This window comes from Arthrobacter luteolus NBRC 107841 (assembly GCF_001552075.1).
GTDB lineage: Bacteria > Actinomycetota > Actinomycetes > Actinomycetales > Micrococcaceae > Arthrobacter_B > Arthrobacter_B luteolus.
In genome coordinates this window covers 1-16,946 of sequence record NZ_BCQM01000005.1, presented here as the reverse complement: position 1 = coordinate 16,946, position 16,946 = coordinate 1, and the positions used below count along the sequence as shown (strand labels likewise).

Sequence of the window (16,946 nt, the reverse complement as noted above, 5' to 3'; positions counted from 1 at the left end):
CCATGAAACGCACAGCCTATCGATTGGCGGGCATGGCCGTGACCCTGGTGGTGAGCTCCTTCATCATCTTCGCGGCCATGTACGCGGCCCCCGGTGATCCCGTGACCTTCCTGATCGGCAACCCGGAGAACATCACTCCGGAGCGGGTCGCCGAAGTACGCGCCCAGTACAACCTGGACCAGCCGCTGCTGGTGCAGTACTGGCTCTGGGCATCCAGTGCAGTCACCGGGAATCTGGGGGTCTCCTTCCAGTACCACCAGCCGGTGGCTGCGCTGATGGCCAGCCGGCTGCCGGCCACGCTGGGCCTGGTGGCCCTTTCCTCGGTGTTCTTCATTGTGGCCGGCATTGGACTGGGAATCCTCTCGGCCCTGCGGCAGGGACGCCGGACCGATTCGGCCATCACCGCCGTGACCACGTTCGCCTCATCCGTGCCCTCCTTCGTCATCGGGCTGGTGCTGGTCTCCGTTTTCGCAGTCCAGCTGGGGATGTTCCCGGTGTCGGGAGCAGGGGAGGGGCTGGCGGACCGCCTGCACCACCTGATCCTTCCCGCCAGCGCACTCGCGGTGGGAGCCGTGGCAATCGTCAGCCGCGTTACCCGCCAATCGATGGTTGAGCAGTTTTCGCTGGACCATGTCGAAGCTGCCCGCAGCTTCGGCCTGTCCGGAAGCAAAGTCGTTGTCCGGCATGTCCTGCGCAACTCGTGGGGTCCCATCCTCACCATGATCGCGCTGGTCGTGGCCAGCATGCTGGCCGGAACCGTCGTCGTCGAAAGCGTGTTCGGCATCAGCGGCGTCGGCAAGCTGCTCGTGGATGCGATCAACACACACGACTTCCCGGTGGTGCAGGCGGTGCTGCTGTACATGGTCATCACCTACATGGTGGTGACCACACTGGTTGATCTGGTCCACCCCCTGCTCGATCCGCGGCTGAAGGCAAAGGACAAAAAAGCATGAGCACCGTTCAAGCGACCGCCCCTGCCCCGGCGCTGCCCCGGAAGTCCGACCTTCCCTACTTGGTCAGCCTCGGTTTCCTCGCCCTGATGGTGCTGGCGGCAGTGCTGGCTCCGTGGATCGCACCCTATCCGCCGGGCGCCGTGGACTTCACTGCGATCTGGCAGGCACCCGGCAGCGCCCATCTGCTGGGGACCGACCAGGTGGGGCAGGACCTGCTGTCCCGGGTGGTCCACGGTGCACGGGAATCCCTGCTCGGGCCGCTGGTTCTTCTGACGCTGGCCACCATCCTCGGAGTCGCGATCGGGACCATCGCGGCGTGGAACGGGGGCTGGATCGACGTCCTGCTGGCCCGGATCACCGACGTGATGTTCGCCTTCCCGGGGCTGTTGTTCGTGGTGCTGGTCATCGCCGTGTTCGGCAAGGGGCCGCTGACGGCGATCGCCGCGCTGGCACTGGCGTACGCACCGGTCATCGCCAAGTTCACCCGCTCCCTGGCCCTGGCGGAAATGGCCAAACCCTATGTTGATGCCTACCGCGTGCAGGGTGTGGGCGGTTTGATGCTCTGCGTCCGGTACATCGTGCCGAACCTGGCACCACCGCTGCTGGGTTACCTGGTGGTGCTCTTCGGCGAGGGGCTTATGAGCCTGGCGACACTCAGCTTCCTGGGCTTTGGGGCACAGCCGCCAAGCTCGGAGTGGGGCCTGATGGTCCAGCAGGGACAGGCCGGAATTATCCAGGGCCAGTTCTGGCCCACGCTGGTCCCGGGCGCGGCCATCGCTGCCGTGGTGGTTGCTGTCAACGTGGTCGGCGTGCGTTTGGCCGACCGCCTGAACTCCAGGTTTGAGGGATAGAAATGCTACTGGAAATTGAGAACCTCGATCTGTCCATCGGCAGCAAACGCATTTTAAACCAGGTCAGCCTGAGCGTTAAGGCGGGGGAGGTCGTGGGACTGGTGGGTGAATCCGGTTCGGGCAAGTCCACGACAGCCCGGGCCGTGCTGCGCCTGTACCCGGGCACCGCCAGCGTGGCCGGCTGTATTTCGGTGGCCGGAACGCAGGTGCTGCCCGGCTCACCCGAGGACATCCGCAGGGTCCGGACCGCTGCTGCCGCGATGATCCATCAGGATCCCCGCGCTGCCCTGAACCCGGTCCGGCGGATCGGTGACTCCCTGACCGAACGGCTGGTGCACGTCCATGGCCGGGACCGCAGGGCCGCGGCGGCGCAGGCGCTGGGCCTGCTGGACGCCGTCGGAATCCGGCAGCCGGAAAAACGGATGCGGCAGTACCCGCATGAACTCTCCGGCGGCATGCTGCAGCGGGTGATGATCGCAGCCGCCCTGACCACTGAGCCGGAGCTGCTGCTTGCGGATGAACCCACCTCGGCCCTGGACGTAACGACCCAGGCCGAGGTCCTGGCGATCCTGCGGGACCTGCAGGAAAAGCGCGGACTGGGGGTCCTGTTCATCACCCACGACCTGCACCTGGCCGCTGCCTACTGCGACCGGGTTTACGTGATGTACCAGGGATCCGTTGTCGAGGAACTGGCCGGCAGCGACTTGTTCGGTGCCGCGGGGCACGAGTACACCCGCCGGCTCCTGGCCGCGGTCCCCTCGCTCAGCGAACCCACGTCCCTGAAGGAGGACTCGGTATGAACCAGCAGGTGCTTGCGGCCCAGGGGCTGCACAAGAGCTTTGGCATGGGCAGTCATGAGCCGCCGGTTGTCGCTGCGGAGAACGTGAGTTTTGTCCTCGCCGCGGGACAATCCCTGGGGCTGGTGGGGGAGTCTGGCTCCGGAAAAACCACGGTAGCCCGCATGCTTGTGGGCCTGGAACGGCCGGATGCGGGAACGATGACGATCCAGGGGCAGGATCTGTCCGGCAAACCGCGTGGACGGCGCGAACGCCTGGCCCGTGCGAGGGCCGTTCAGATGGTGTTCCAGGACCCCTATGGTTCCCTGGACCGCCGGCTGACAGTGGAGCAGTGCCTCCGCCAGGCCATGGCGCTGCACGGTCTGGGCACCTCCGCTGAATTCCCGGGCCGGGTCAAGGGCCTGCTGGAGCAGGTGGGGCTGAGCAGCGGCCACGCGGCATCGAAGCCGCACCAGCTCAGCGGCGGCCAGCGCCAGCGGGTGGCGATCGCCCGGGCACTGGCAGTGGAGCCGGCCGTCCTGGTACTCGACGAAGCAGTGTCGGCCCTGGACGTTTCAGTTCAGGCCCAGATCCTGGACCTGCTGAACCAGATTCGGCAGGACTCGGGTATTGCGCTGCTGTTCGTCAGCCATGACCTGGCCGTGGTCCGGCGGGTTACGGATGACGTCCTGGTGATGTACCGCGGATCCGTCCTGGAAGAGGGGCCAACCCAGGCTGTCCTGGACCGGCCGCAGCATGCCTACACCCAGCTCCTGGTGTCTTCGGTGCCCGGTCCCGGATGGGATCCGCACACGGTGATTGAACGGCGCCGCGTGTTCGAGGCAGCGTCGCAGGGCTGATCCAGGGAACGCCGCTGCGTTCCCTAGAAGAGGTCCTGACGGCTGCGGAGCCCAAGTTTTTGCAGGATGCTGCTCACATGTGACTTCACCGTGGGAATTTCAATGAACAATTCGTTGGCGATTTCCGCATTCGTGAAACGCTGCAGCATGAAGCCGAGGATTTCGCGTTCGCGGGAAGTGATCCGGGATTTCTGCACCCGCTGTTCCAGGCTTTCGAGCTGCTCGGAGCTCTCTGTGCCCAGGATCCAGACCCGCCGTCCGGCGGCAATCGCCCGCACGGTGTCCAGCAGCCGGCTCGCCTTTTCGCCCTTGTGCAGGAAACTGTCGGCACCGGAGAGGTACGCGGAAGAGGCGTCTTCCCGGGAATTGTAGGACGTGTAGATCAGGACATGGGGAGCATCCGGGGCGTTCTTGATCTCCCGGCAGAGTTCCACGCCGCGCAGCTCCCCGCCCAACCGCAGGGGAAGAATAACGACGTCGGGCCGGGCCGCCTTCACGGCTGCCAGGGCCTGGGATTCCGACGACGTTTCGCCGGTAATCTGCATGTCCGGCTGCGCTTCCAGGACGGTCCGCAGACCGAGCCGGACAATGGGGTGGTCTTCCACCAGCAGGATTTTTGTCACCGTTTCCCCTGGCGGGATTCCGGGGCGCTGCGGACCGCCGGGAGCCGGTGCGGATGTCTGGAGCGTGGAACGTGTCACCGGATAAGTTTCCGCCCAGACCCGCCCCTGCACTAATCGGCACGCAGTTTTTACGCGGAATCTCATCCCCTAAGACTGATCTTTTCCCCGGGCATCCCACTTAGCGTCGTAACAGGAATACCGGACCCGGCGGACAGACTTCCCGCGGTCCGGTTCAAAGACGAAGGGTTCAGATGAACACGCAGACACACGTTGAACCGCCGCCGGGGCAGACACCGGGGCAGGACGGCAGCGGGCCGGAGACCTCCCGCGCTGCCGCAGCCTCCTCCGCCGGTACCGGCAATACACCGGCACGGACGCGGCTCCTCTGGTCACTGGCGGCCGCGGGACTGCTCGCTTCCCTGGTGGGCGGCCTGACTGCGGGAGCCCCCACGCTGTGGGGCCTGCTTCCCATTGCCCTGTACGCCGTTCTCTGCCTGCTCGGCATGGACATTGTGGTTGCCACGCTCGTGGCGCTCCTCTCCGGCGTCCTGGTCCTGCACCCCACCCCGGTGGAATTCAGTGTCCTGCTGGGGGATTCCCTGGCGGACCTGGTCACCATGATCGGTCTGATCATCATGCTGGGCGCCGGCGTTGGCGAGGTGCTGAAAAAGACCGGTGTGGCCACCATGATCGTCCGGGGAGTCATGCGGGCGGTCGGGGAGAACAACCCGGTGGCCGTGATCTTCGGGGTGATGATCTCCACCGGCCTGCTGGTGGCCAGCCTGGGCACCCTTGCCGGGGCACTCGCCATTGCGGCGCCGATCCTGCTGCCGATCGCCGCCAGGCTGGGCTTCACCCGCTCCGCCACAGCGTCGATGATGTTCATTGGCGGCTGCGCCGGCCTGGCCGTGGCTCCGTTCGCCGGCTCAAACGTCGCCATCATGTCCGCGGCCGGCGTCGGCTACCTTGACTACCTGCTTTACGGTGCCGGACCGCTGGCCCTGCTGTCCCTGGCACTGGGACCGTTCATCGTCCAGTGGATGCAGCGGCGCACCGAAAACACGGGCGACCACTATCAGGCAGACGAGGCCGGAGTGGAAGACGCCGCCGTGCCGGCCCGGGCCGGCTTCACCACCATCGTGTTTGCCCTGGTGCTGGCTGCCAGCGTTGCCTATGCCATTGTCACGGCAGCGGGCACCGCCTTTCCGCTGCTGGCCCTGCCCCTCATCGGCATCGCCACCGGACTCGCCGGACGGCTGGGCATTACCCAGACCATGGCCCTGATGTACAAGGGCGCAGCGTCGATGGTCAGCATGTTCATCCTGTTCTGGCTGTTGGCGGCACTGTTCATCATCATCGACAGGCTGGCCCCGTTCGACGTCGTCCTCGGATACTTCGAGGTGGGACTGGCCGGCAGCTCCGCCTTCGTCTTCGCGGTGCTGATCGCCCTGCTCGGCTGGGTAGGGGTGCCGGGAGCCACCGCCGCGCAGGTGGTCCTGCTGCACAAGGTCTTCGGCGCCCTGGGCACCAGCCTCGGCATCACCCCGGCGAGCTGGATCATCATCCTGCTCTTCGCCTCGAAGGCGGACACCTACGGTCCGTTCCCCAACGCCAACATGGTGGGCGTGATGGGACTGGCCCGCTCCCAAAACCTGAAGAACATGATGATCACCGGCTGGATGCTGCTGATCCCAGCCTGCCTGATGTACGGCATCATGCTCTTCATCCAGACTCGATAGGGACCCCATGACCACCACATTTGACCTGGCCATCAACAACGCACGCATCATCGACGGCACCGGAGCCCCGGCCCGGCGCGGCGCCGTCGGGATCCGCGGCGGCAGGATCGCCGCCGTCTCCGATACGGACCTGCAGGCTGCCGCCGTCCTCAACGCCGGCGGACAGGTGCTGGCCCCCGGCTTCATTGACCTGCACTCGCACGCGGACTTCACGCTGGGAACCGACCCGCAGGCACTCACCCAGATCAGCCAGGGCGTCACCACCCTGCTGACCGGCAACTGCGGGAGCTCACCGTTTCCATTGAAGGATGTAGACGCACTGAAGAGCGCGGCGTCGTTCCTGGAACCCGTGCTGCCCTGGGACTGGCAGGACGCCTCCGGTTTTGCCGGCAGCCTGGCCGCTGCCCGGCCTGCCGTCAACACCGCGCTGCAGGTGGGTCACAGCGCCCTCCGGCTGGCAGTGATCGGTGACGAACAGCGGGCACCGGCGCCGGGCGAACTGGAGCAGATGCAGGACCTGCTCCGCGAGGCTGCTGCCCAGGGGGTGAGGGGTTATTCCACCGGACTGATCTACGCACCGTGTTCCTATGCCAGCACCGAGGAGGTCACCGCGCTGGCGCAGACAGCCGCCGACTGCGGGATGCTCTACTCCACCCACATGCGCAATGAGACGGACCACCTGCTCGAAGCCGTGGCGGAAGCCATCGCCGTCGCCCGGGCCACCGGCGTGCGGCTGGAAATCTCCCACATCAAGGCCATGGGTCCGCGGAACCACGGCAAAGTCGCTGAAGCCCTGCAGCTGATGGCAGATGCCCGGGCTGAAGGCCTGGACGTCACGGCAGACGTGTATCCCTACACCGCCTCCAGCACCACGCTCAACTCACGGCTTCCGGACTGGAGCCTCGACGGCGGCGGGCCGGCGCTGCTGGCCCGGCTCGCCGATCCGGACGAACGCCGGCGGATCAGCGCCGCGCTCGCACAGCGCTTCGAAGGCGAAATCGACCCGGCAGGAATCGTCCTGGCCAGCATGCCGCAGGGGAAATACTCGCCGTGGATCGGTCACCCGCTGACGGACGTCGCGTCCGCAGCCGGACTCTCCCCGGCAGACGCGGCCCTGGATGTCCTCGCAGAGCACCGGGCAACCGTGGCGATCGTTAACCACGCAATGGCCGACGCCGATGTAGAGGCCGCGCTGCGCGATCCGTTCGTCTCAGTCGCCAGCGACGGCTGGATCATGACGGAGTCCGGTGCGGGAACCCCGCACCCGCGCAGCTTCGGAACCTTTACCCGGGTGCTGGGCCGTTACGTCCGGGAACTCGGGACCATTTCCCCGGAGGAGGCAGTGCGCAAGATGACCTCGCTGCCCGCCGGCCGCGCAGGCCTGACGGACCGCGGAACCATCGGCGTCGGAAAGGTGGCGGACCTGACGGTCTTTGACCCGGAATCGGTCGCGGACCACTCCACCTACAGCGAGCCCTGGCAGCTGTCCACCGGCATCACGCACGTTGTTGTGGGCGGGGAAACCGTCTGGGCCGACGGCGCGGCGACGGGCGTCCGGGCCGGACACGTCCTTTAGGGGCCGTGACAGTGCACGGGCCTGGAACAGTACACGAAACGAGAGTTGGGATCGGGATTTTGGAAACAATGAGTGGGCCTGCACGGCGGGAAAAAATCCTGCAGGCAGCGGTGGCCGGGGGGCTGCTTGAGCCGGAGGAAATTCCGCTGGCTGCGTTCCTGGACCTTGACCTGGCCGCTGAGAACGTCGCTGCCCTGATGAGCGCCTTCCCCGGCGGGGTTCCGGTGCTGCACGCGTTTGCCGCGAAAGCGAACTCCATTGTTCCGGTCCTGGCCGGGCTGCGTGACCTCGGCATGGGCTGTGAGGTGGCCAGTGAGGGGGAATTGGCCCAGGCGCTGGCCGCCGGGTTCTCCCCGCAGGAAATCGTTTTCGATTCCCCCGCTAAGACCGCCAGGGAACTGCGCCAGGCGCTCGCCGCCGGCATCGCCCTGAACATTGACAACTTCCAGGAACTGGAGCGGATCAAGGCGCTCCGGGCGCAGAACCCCAGCGGATCTTCCCTGGGCCTGCGGATTAATCCGCAGATCGGCCTGGGCGGCATTGCCGCGATGAGTACGGCCGGCGCGTCCTCCAAGTTCGGTGTGCCGCTCCAGGACCCGGGGCTGCGGGAGCAGATCCTGGCTGCGTATGCGGCGGACCCCGCGATGAACCGGATCCATACCCACGTGGGATCGCAGGGCTGCCCCCTGCCGCTCATCGGTGCGGGCATTGCCAAGGTGGTGGACCTGGCGGAGGAAGTAAACCGGCGGGCCGGTTTCCAGCAGATCAGGACGATCGACATTGGCGGCGGCCTGCCGGTCGACTTTGAGTCCGATGAGCCGGTGGCTGCCTTCGATGCGTACGTTGCCCAGCTTCAGGAAAGCGCTCCCGCCCTCTTCAGCGGCGGCTACTCCGTGGTGACCGAGTTCGGCCGCAGCATCCTGGCCAAGGCGGGGTTCACTGCGGCCTTCGTGGAGTACACCAAGGTATCCGGCGGCCAGCACATCGCCATCACCCATGCCGGTGCGCAGGTTGCCACACGCACGGTGTTTATGCCGGAAGCCTGGCCGCTCCGGGTCTCCGCCCACACCGCGGACGGCAGCCGGAAAACCGGCGCGGAGGTTGGCCAGGATGTGGCCGGTCCCTGCTGCTTCGCCGGTGACGTCGTTGCCCGTAACCGGGACCTGCCCCTGCTGGAACCGGGGGATCTGGTGGCCCTGCTCGACACCGGCGCCTACTACGCCAGCACCCCGTTCACCTACAACTCGATCCAGCAGCCGCCGGTCTACGGGGCAGCTGTCGATGGCAGCGGCACCGTCAGTTTCACGCTGCTGCGTGAGCAGCAGTCCATGGACGGCCTACTGGCGGCCAGCGGCAGCGGGCTGCACGGCGCGGACCGGGTTCCCTGGTCCCGGGCTGGTTCGCAGCGGGTGGGCTGAACCTCAACCGGCAGCGGCGGGCCCAATCTCACTGACCACCGCGGCAACCCGCCGGCGCTGCGCGCCGTCCAGCCCGCGGATCGGCAGCGGCAGGCAGCCCTCGGGCACCAGGCCCAACTGCTCGGCGATAGCGGCAGTGACGCGGAGGCTGCCGAACTCGGCGAAGAGCTGCCAGAGCGGAGCCAGCCGCGCGGATTCAGCTGCGGCGCCGGCCAGCCGGCCGGCCTGGGCGGCATGCAGAATCCGCAGGGCGGGCGCCGGGAGGATGCCGGCAATGACCGAGTACCAGGTGTCGCAGCCCGCGGCCAGGCCGTCTGCCGCCGTCGCATCCCCCGAGACGCCGATGGTGACGTGCTCCGGCAGGACCGCCCGGATCCCCTCAACCCGTTCGCGCGCCTGTGCCGGGTCGGCCGGAACGCCGGGGATCTTGACGGACGCGATCCCGGGCAGCTCCGCGATCCGTGCGTACAGTCCGGTGCTGAAGCTGAAATGCGTGGTGGCGGGGTTGTCATAGACGATCACCGGCAACTCCGTGCCGGCCGTGATGGTCTGGAAAAGGCCGAACACGTCGTCGTCGGTCAGGGGCTGGTAGCTCATGGGCGCCAGCAGGATTCCTGCTGCGCCCGCCGCCTCCGCGGACCGCACATTGGCCAGGACGTAGGAGGTCCGCAGGGCTCCGACGCCCACGAACACAGGTGTTCCACCCGCGTGTTCCACCGCCAGCCGGGCCACCCGGGCACGTTCGCCGGCAGTGAGGTACGCGTAGGATCCGGTGGACCCGAGGGCGGTAATGGAGTCGACGCCGGCAGCTGTGAGCCGCTTGATGAGGCCAGTGAAGGAGACCTCATCAACGGCATCGTCTTTAAGCGGGGTCAAGGGAAATGCGCTGAGGCCGGTGAACATGAGCTGACTTTAACCCCGCACCCCGGCGGGCCCGGCAAGTATTACGAGCGGAACAGTCCGCTGTACGCGTTGAGTGCCAGCTGTCCGCCGAGATGCGCATACAGCACCCTGCTGCCGGCCGGGATGCCGCCGCTGGTCACCAGGTCGATCAGGCCGGCCAGGGACTTCCCCTCATAAACCGGGTCGGTGATCATGGCCTCGAGCGATGCTCCGAGCCGGATCGCTTCCAGCGTGGACTCGACCGGAATGCCGTAGAGATCCCCGGCCCAGCCCTCCAAGACGGTGATCTCATCCTCGCGCAGGTCCCGGCCCAGGCCGATCAGCTCCGCCGTGTTCCGCGCGATGCGCTCCACCTGGCTGCGGGTCTTCTGCAAAGTGGCGGAGGCATCGATGCCGATCACCCGGCGCGGCCGCTCCTGGCCTGCGAAACCGGCGATCATGCCGGCGTGGGTGGAGCCGGTGACGGTGCAGACAATGATGGTGTCGAAGAAGATGCCGAGCTCACGCTCCTGCTGCTCCACTTCGTACGCCCAGTTGGCGAACCCCAGGCCGCCCAGCGGGTGGTCCGAGGCGCCGGCCGGAATCGCGTAGGGGGTGCCGCCGTCGGCCTTAACCTCGTCGATCGCGGCCTCCCAGCTGCTGCGGATGCCGATGTCGAAGCCCGCGCTGTCCAGCCGGACGTCGGCTCCCATGAGCCGGGAGAGCTGGATGTTGCCCACGCGGTCCGAGAGCGGGTCCGGCCAGTCCACCCAGTTCTCCTGCACCAGCCGCGCTTTCAGGCCCAGCTTCGCCGCAACGGCGGCCACCTGCCGGGTGTGGTTGGACTGGTAGCCGCCGATGGAGACCAGCGTGTCCGCACCCTGCGCCAGCGCGTCCGGCACCAGGTACTCCAGCTTGCGGGTCTTGTTGCCGCCGAAGGCCAGGCCGCTGTTGACGTCCTCCCGCTTCGCCCAGATCTCGACGCCGCCGCCCAGATGCTGGCTCAGGCGGGGGAGCGGGTGAACCGGGCTCGGCCCGAAGGTCAGCGGATAGCGCTCAAAGTCTGTGATGGCCATGGGGACGAGTATGCCCCACGGGGAAGGGCACGGCGCTGACCGACTTGAGGACGGTAAGCCGCCCCTTGGCCGGCTACGTTCCTCGGCGCCCAGCACCGGTGCTACGGTCAAGCGAATCGAGCAGGGAGCGAAGGACAATGCCGAGGAGCCGATGGTGGCAAGGGCAACGAAATCTGCGGCACCCCTGGCCTCCCTCGCCGCGCTCGGCGTCGTTTTTGGTGACATTGGCACGAGCCCGCTGTACGCCCTCGGCACGACGCTGGGACTCGCCGGCGGAGGTACGGACCGGGTCATCATCTTCGGTGTGACATCGATGGTGATCTGGTCGATCACGCTCGTGGTCACGGTGCTGTACGTGGGCATCCTCCTCCGGTTTGATAACGAGGGAGAAGGTGGATTGCTGTCGCTGCTCGCTCTCCTGCGGCGGTCGCGGCCCGCCCCTCGTCTAGGCGCAGCAGCCACGGTCCTGGCGATCATCGGGGCAGCAATGTTCCTCGGCGACAGCATGATCACTCCGGCGATCTCGGTTTTGTCGGCGGTCGAGGGGCTGGAGACGGTAACGCCGGGACTCGCTTCCCTGGTGGTCCCGATCACCGTTGCCGTGTTAGCCGTCCTCTTCCTCGTGCAGCGCCTCGGTACGGCCCGGATCGGTGGTGTCTTTGGTCCCGTGATGCTGCTCTGGTTCATCGCCGCCGCCGTCTTCGGGCTGATGTCCCTGGTCCAGACACCGGACGCATTAGCCGCACTTTCTCCGCACTGGATTCTCCTGCTGGTGGCGGCCTACCCGTGGGCGGCATTCCTCGCCCTCGGCGGGGTCGTGCTCGCGGTCACGGGTGCCGAAGCGTTGTTCGCCGACATGGGCCACTTCGGGCGGCGCTCCATCACCATGGCGTGGCTCGCCGTCGTCTCCCCGAGCCTGGTGATCACCTACCTCGGTCAGGCATCGGCGGTACTGCGGGATCCCTCCGCCGCGGCCAACACCTTCTACGCATCCGTACCCGGATGGGCCGCTGCGCCGATGGTCATTCTCGCCACAGCGGCAACGGTCATTGCTTCACAGGCTGTGATCGCAGGGGCGTACAGCGTGGTTCAGCAGGCTGCCCGGCTCGATCTGCTGCCGCGGTTCCGGGTGATCCATACCTCGGCCTTGGAACGCGGCCAGATTTACCTTCCCGGGGTCAACCTGCTGCTGGCGCTGGCGGTGATTGCGCTCGTCGTGATTTTCCAGAGCTCTGCGGCACTTGCATCTGCCTACGGAATTGCGGTCACCCTGACCATCAGTATGACCATTACCCTTCTTTTACTGCTCCTGCTGCTGCGCGGGCAGCTCCGGCGTTTGTCCGGGCTGACTGTGGCAGCCATGCTTCTTGTGATGTCCGGGTTCTTCCTTGCCAACCTTGCGAAGGTCTCCAGTGGAGGCTGGATACCGCTTGGGGTGGGGTCTGCCCTGGTGCTGCTGATGATCACCTGGTGGCAGGGTGCCCGGAGAATCGCCGACTCCCGGCGGGAGACGGAGCCTGCGGTAGCCGGCATTGTGGACCGGCTCTCCGCTGCCCCCCGGGTCCCGGGAACAACCGTGTACCTCACGGCGCATCCCGGTTCGGCGCCGAGCTCCCTCACGACCATCCTCGACCGCTACACCGTCCTCTCGCGGCACGTGATCCTGATGTCGACCCGCACCACCACCACACCGTATGGACGCACCATCACCGCACACGAAGTCACCGTCGGGGTAACAGCGGTGGACGTGGAATTCGGCTATCGGGAGCCCTTGCGGATCTTCGATGCCCTGCTGGCAGCTGCCCGCCTCCCCGAGGCGGATTTCGAGACTGCGCACACGGAGTCCGCCACGTTCGTGGTCTCAGCGGAAACCGCGGTGGCAAACCGCGCATCGGCGCTGCCGCAATGGCAGCAACGGCTTTTCATCATCCTGCAGCGCACCTCGCTGCCCTGGGCAGCGCATACCCAGCTGCCACCCGGCCAGACAATGATCATCGGACGGGAAGTCCTACTCCGGTAGCGCGGACCCCAGGTCAGGCACCCGGACCGGCGGCGGTATTCTGGAACCGGATTCGACGCACGGCCCCGGCACTCCGTCCCGGCCGCCGAATATCCCGCACACCCGAATGGAACCGCCTTGTCCCGTCCTGTCCCGCTCCCCGCTCCAACGCCTGCCCCGAACGCTGCCCCCGCCGCAAGGCAGACCGTGCTCTCCACGCTGCGCTCGCCGCGGCTGCTGAAGACCGAGGTGCTGGCCGGCCTGGTGGTGGCCCTGGCCCTGATCCCGGAGGCCATTGCCTTCTCGGTCATCGCCGGCGTCGACCCGCGGATGGGCCTGTTCGCCTCCTTCACCATGGCCGTGACCATTGCTTTTGTGGGCGGCCGGCCGGCGATGATCTCCGCTGCCACCGGCGCCGTCGCCCTGGTCATTGCCCCGGTCGTGGCGAACCACGGCGTCGAGTATCTGGTGCCCACCGTGATCCTGGCCGGGGTTATCCAGATCCTGCTCGCGCTCGCAGGCGTCGCCAAGCTGATGCGCTTTATTCCGCGGTCGGTGATGGTGGGGTTCGTGAACGCCCTGGCCATCCTGGTGTTTTCCTCCCAGCTGCCCGAGCTCATCGGCGTGCCGTGGCTGGTTTACCCGATTGTCGCCGTCGGGCTGCTGATCGTTTTCGGCCTGCCCCGGCTGACGACGGCGGTGCCCGCGCCGCTGGTCGCGATCGTCCTGCTGACGGTTGCCGCCGCTGCTGCCGGCTGGAACGTTCCGACCGTGGGGGACAAGGGCGAGCTGCCCGACAGCCTGCCCGCCCTGCTCTTCCCCGATGTTCCGCTGACCCTGGAAACCCTGCAGATCATTGCCCCCTTCGCCGTGGCCATGGCGTTCGTGGGCCTGCTCGAATCGCTGCTGACCGCCAAGCTGGTTGACGACATCACCGACACCCGGTCCTCCAAGCCCCGCGAGGCCGCCGGGCAGGGCATCGCCAATATTGTCACGGGGTTCTTCGGTGGGATGGGCGGCTGTGCCGTCGTCGGGCAGACCATGATGAACGTGAAGGCCTCCGGCGCCCGGACCCGGATTTCCACGTTCCTGGCCGGAGTTTTCCTGCTGATCCTGGTGGTGGTGCTGGGCGACATCGTGGCGTTGATTCCCATGGCCGCGCTGGTCGCGGTCATGATTTTCGTGGCCTGGGCCGCGTTCGACTGGCACAGCGTCCGCCCCTCCACCCTGCGGCGCATGCCCAAGTCGGAAACAGCGGTCATGCTGATCACCGTGCTGGCCACCGTCATAACGCACAACCTCGCGATCGGCGTCGGGGCCGGTGTGCTGGCGGCCATGGTGCTGTTCGCCCGGCGGGTCGCGCACTTCGTCACGGTTCAGCGGACCCTGGCGGACGACGGCGGAACGGTCACCTACGCGGTGCAGGGCGAGTTGTTCTTCGCCTCCTCCAATGACCTGTATACCCAGTTCGAGTACGCCCTGGATCCGGAGGAGATAGTCATCGACATGAGCGCTTCGCATGTCTGGGACGCGTCTACGGTTGCCGCGCTGGACGCGATCACCGAGAAGTACCGCAGCCGGGGTAAGACGGTGCGGATCACGGGGCTGAACGACTCCTCGCTCTCCCTGCAGGACCGGCTTTCCGGAGAGTTGGGCGGCTGACCGGGATTCGACCTCTGGTGCGGCTGCCGCCCGCACGCTAGAAATAGCCTGAACCCCGCGGACCGCCTGGAACTTCACCGGGCCAACGCCGGGACCAACAGCGAGCAGGCGGGCGGAAACATGGGAAAAGTCCTGATTCACGCAACGGTGACCGTGGACGGTTTTATGGCGGACCGCGAGGGCGGCGTCGACTGGATGTTCGACGTCGAGTCGGTGGAGGCGGATACGGCGCTGGTGAACCGCGTTGTCCAGGAAATTGGCGCGGTGGTGGGCGGCGCCAACAAAACCCAGACCATCGAAGAGGGGGAGGAACCCTACGGCGGCATGCTGAAGGTTCCGGTGTTCCTGATGACGCATTCGCTCCGCGGCCCGGTCGACAAGGACGGCACAACGTACACGTTCGTTGATGACATCCGGCAGGCCGTCGACCTGGCGCAGGCCGCGGCAGGAGACAAGTCCGTAGCCCTCCTCGGCGGCAGCATTTCCCGGCAGTGCCTCGAGCTGGGGCTCGTGGATGAAATCCAGCTGCATGTAGTGCCGATCCTGCTGGGCCAGGGCATCTCCCTGTTCAGCGGACTGGAGCACCCGGTAAAGCTGGAACGGTTGGAGACCGAGGCCTTTGCCGGTGGGATCCACCTGCGGTTCCGGGTGTTAACGCCGGGATAGGTGCCCAAAGGCCGCGCTGATCCCGCCGCGTCAGTTCGCTCCTGAACATCAGTCCATGGGTGAGACCCGGATGAGGTTCCCATCCGGATCGGCGACCACGAAAGTGCGGCCGAAGACATCATTGTGGGGTCGCTCCAGCACCGTGACCCCCTTGGCTTCCCACTCCGCAAAGACCTCGTCTACCGCAGATGCGGCCCCTGGAATCATCAGGCCGATTTCGGAGGTCCGCGGCATGGCGGGCTCCGCGTGGTCGCTGCGTCCGGTCCACAAAGCGAAGAGCACTCCCGGCGCAGCCTCGAAAGCGACGTACCGGGGGCTGGTGAACACAGGCTCAATGTCGAACAGCGAACGATAGAACGCCGTGGCAGCTTCAGCCTCCCGGACATAGATCAGGAACAAGTTGGGCGCAGTCATGGGGTCTCCTCAAACGACGGGGGAAAACACTTCAGGCTGACTCAAGCGGTGAATCCCGACAGAACCTGTCATGTTTTACGCCATGATGGTGAATCATGAGAGCCTCCCGCCTACTGGCCATGCTTCTGGTCCTGCAAACGCGGAACCGGATGACCACCCGCGAACTGGCCGAACGGCTGGAAGTGTCCCAGCGAACGGTTCTCCGTGACGTGGAAGCACTGTCAGCCGCTGGGGTTCCCGTCTACGCAGAGCGGGGCAGGCGGGGCGGCATCGTTTTGCTCCCGGGCAGCCGGTTGAACGCCTCTCACCTTGAACCGCCCGAGATGGAAGCTCTGTCCCTAGCTGGCCTGGACAGGGCACAGCGGGAAGAGCTTGGTCTGGCAGCCGCCCACGAAATGGCAACTCACAAGATCGCCGCGCGTCAGGCCACAGTTGCCGCCTCGAAACCGGGGCTGGCAGACCTTGTCATCGTTGATAACGCCAGCTGGCTTTCCGCCGCCGGGCAGGCCACGGATGTGGCTGCCCTGGCACTCGACCTGCGCGTCGGGAACCGGCTCCGGGTTCGGTATCGGCACAGCGGAACCCGGCAGGCTGCCGGGATGGTGGTGGACCCGTATGGCCTGGCGTCCAAAGCGGGCCGGTGGTACCTGGTGGCCGATTGTGAGCAGGAACCCAGGCTTTTCAATCTCGATCGTCTCGAAAATTATGAGGTGCTGCCCAACGCCGCGAAGACCCGTACGGGCCAAGACCTGCGCACGGTCTGGGCGGACCTCAAGCAACGGACGGAGACCCTCGGTCCGGTTGTCCTTCACGCGCGTTTACGGGCAGACCGCCTTGATCTGGCGGCGCGGATCCTGGGATCACGGCTCATAAACACCGGACCGGCCAGCCGGGGGTGGTGCTCGGTGGAGATCAGCTATCCCGATACCGAATCGGTGCGGCAACTGCTGCAGTTCGGAGACCATATTGAGGTGCTTTCGCCGCCGGAGGCGCGCCGGCGCTTTTATGAGCTCGCGTCTGACATCGCGCAGCGCCACCGGTCGGAGTAGCTATCGAGGGCGTGGGCCGGTAAGTCCAGATCGATGCCGGGGAGCTCCACTACGGCTATGGGCTGGTCTTCCGGCTGGATGCGGAGGGGCAGGCGGGTCTGATTTACAAAGACGGCATCAACGCGGGGGTCAGTGCCCTCCTGGGCTATTATCCCGGTGCGGATGTGACGTTGGCGCTGGTTTCCAACTCCGAGGAAGGGGTGTGGGGGCCGCTTGCGGAGATCACAGTTCTGGTGCAGGCAGCAGATTCCGTAGAAGAGGAAGGCAAACGAACAGAGGCGCTGCGCCAGGGATAGATGCGCTCCTAAACCGTTGACTTTTTCAACTATTCCGACAAGGATGGAACGAAAGAGCAGGTCAACGGCGCCCGGCACTGCCGGCAGAAAAGGAGCCACCATGTCC

16 protein-coding genes are annotated in these 16,946 nt (G+C 66.3%); 11 read left to right on the top strand and 5 right to left on the bottom strand.

The window, feature by feature from the left end; genetic code table 11:
• Positions 1–2: 2 nt before the first annotated feature.
• Genes AL3_RS10325 through AL3_RS10310 form a run of 4 tightly spaced genes read left to right on the top strand, consistent with a single transcriptional unit; the run spans position 3 to position 3,440 of the window.
• Entirely contained in the window at positions 3–953 is a 951-nt protein-coding gene (locus tag AL3_RS10325; RefSeq protein WP_066300301.1) for an ABC transporter permease, read from the top strand.
• Positions 950–1,804, top strand: a complete 855-nt coding sequence (locus AL3_RS10320; protein ID WP_083521666.1) for an ABC transporter permease — start codon at positions 950–952, stop codon at positions 1,802–1,804. The genes AL3_RS10325 and AL3_RS10320 overlap by 4 nt, the downstream gene beginning before the upstream one ends.
• Before the next feature lie 2 nt (positions 1,805–1,806).
• Complete coding sequence (locus AL3_RS10315) at positions 1,807–2,604, top strand: ABC transporter ATP-binding protein (protein WP_066300299.1); 798 nt, start codon at positions 1,807–1,809, stop codon at positions 2,602–2,604.
• On the top strand, positions 2,601–3,440 hold the full coding sequence (locus tag AL3_RS10310) for an ABC transporter ATP-binding protein (RefSeq protein WP_066300297.1): 840 nt from the start codon (positions 2,601–2,603) through the stop codon (positions 3,438–3,440). Before AL3_RS10315 ends, AL3_RS10310 begins: the two co-directional genes overlap by 4 nt.
• Before the next feature lie 23 nt (positions 3,441–3,463).
• Here the strand turns inward: AL3_RS10310 and AL3_RS10305 are convergent, their stop codons facing one another.
• Positions 3,464–4,063, bottom strand: a complete 600-nt coding sequence (locus tag AL3_RS10305) for a response regulator transcription factor (protein ID WP_161599329.1) — start codon at positions 4,061–4,063, stop codon at positions 3,464–3,466.
• A 251-nt stretch (positions 4,064–4,314) separates the two neighbouring features.
• On the opposite strand from AL3_RS10305, the gene AL3_RS10300 reads away from it, so the two are divergent.
• From AL3_RS10300 to AL3_RS10290, 3 genes are all read left to right on the top strand, one after another.
• On the top strand, positions 4,315–5,802 hold the full coding sequence (locus AL3_RS10300) for a Na+/H+ antiporter NhaC family protein (RefSeq protein ID WP_083521664.1): 1,488 nt from the start codon (positions 4,315–4,317) through the stop codon (positions 5,800–5,802).
• Positions 5,803–5,809: 7 nt separating this feature from the next.
• Complete coding sequence (locus AL3_RS10295; RefSeq protein ID WP_066300293.1) at positions 5,810–7,378, top strand: N-acyl-D-amino-acid deacylase family protein; 1,569 nt, start codon at positions 5,810–5,812, stop codon at positions 7,376–7,378.
• A gap of 68 nt (positions 7,379–7,446) precedes the next feature.
• Entirely contained in the window at positions 7,447–8,796 is a 1,350-nt protein-coding gene (locus AL3_RS10290; protein ID WP_066300292.1) for a type III PLP-dependent enzyme domain-containing protein, read from the top strand.
• 3 nt (positions 8,797–8,799) lie between these two features.
• Here the strand turns inward: AL3_RS10290 and AL3_RS10285 are convergent, their stop codons facing one another.
• Positions 8,800–9,699, bottom strand: coding sequence for a dihydrodipicolinate synthase family protein (locus AL3_RS10285; RefSeq protein ID WP_066300291.1), 900 nt, complete (start codon positions 9,697–9,699; stop codon positions 8,800–8,802).
• Between the two features lie 41 nt (positions 9,700–9,740).
• On the bottom strand, positions 9,741–10,754 hold the full coding sequence (locus tag AL3_RS10280; protein ID WP_066300289.1) for a 1-aminocyclopropane-1-carboxylate deaminase: 1,014 nt from the start codon (positions 10,752–10,754) through the stop codon (positions 9,741–9,743).
• Positions 10,755–10,764: 10 nt separating this feature from the next.
• Between AL3_RS10280 and AL3_RS10275 the strand changes: the two genes are divergently transcribed.
• The 3 genes from AL3_RS10275 to AL3_RS10265 all read left to right on the top strand — a co-directional run bounded on the left by AL3_RS10275 (position 10,765) and on the right by AL3_RS10265 (position 15,081).
• A complete protein-coding gene (locus tag AL3_RS10275; RefSeq protein ID WP_161599330.1) occupies positions 10,765–12,774 on the top strand; it encodes a KUP/HAK/KT family potassium transporter in 2,010 nt (669 codons plus the stop codon).
• 186 nt (positions 12,775–12,960) lie between these two features.
• The gene (locus tag AL3_RS10270) at positions 12,961–14,415 is read left to right on the top strand and encodes a SulP family inorganic anion transporter (RefSeq protein ID WP_066300283.1); all 1,455 of its coding nucleotides are present in this window, start codon (positions 12,961–12,963) and stop codon (positions 14,413–14,415) included.
• A 120-nt stretch (positions 14,416–14,535) separates the two neighbouring features.
• Positions 14,536–15,081 carry a dihydrofolate reductase family protein gene (locus AL3_RS10265; protein ID WP_066300280.1) on the top strand — a complete coding sequence of 182 codons (546 nt, stop codon included), beginning with the start codon at positions 14,536–14,538 and terminating at the stop codon, positions 15,079–15,081.
• 48 nt (positions 15,082–15,129) lie between these two features.
• Here the strand turns inward: AL3_RS10265 and AL3_RS10260 are convergent, their stop codons facing one another.
• Positions 15,130–15,495 (bottom strand): VOC family protein, encoded by a 366-nt coding sequence (locus tag AL3_RS10260; protein WP_066300278.1) that lies wholly within the window; start codon positions 15,493–15,495, stop codon positions 15,130–15,132.
• 95 nt (positions 15,496–15,590) lie between these two features.
• Here AL3_RS10260 and AL3_RS10255 point away from each other — a divergent pair, with 95 nt between their 5' ends.
• Complete coding sequence (locus AL3_RS10255; RefSeq protein WP_066300277.1) at positions 15,591–16,544, top strand: helix-turn-helix transcriptional regulator; 954 nt, start codon at positions 15,591–15,593, stop codon at positions 16,542–16,544.
• Here AL3_RS10255 and AL3_RS18805 read toward each other — a convergent pair.
• A partial coding sequence (locus AL3_RS18805; protein WP_217994781.1) for a hypothetical protein occupies positions 16,499–16,946 on the bottom strand: 448 nt, incomplete at its 5' end. The genes AL3_RS10255 and AL3_RS18805 overlap by 46 nt on opposite strands.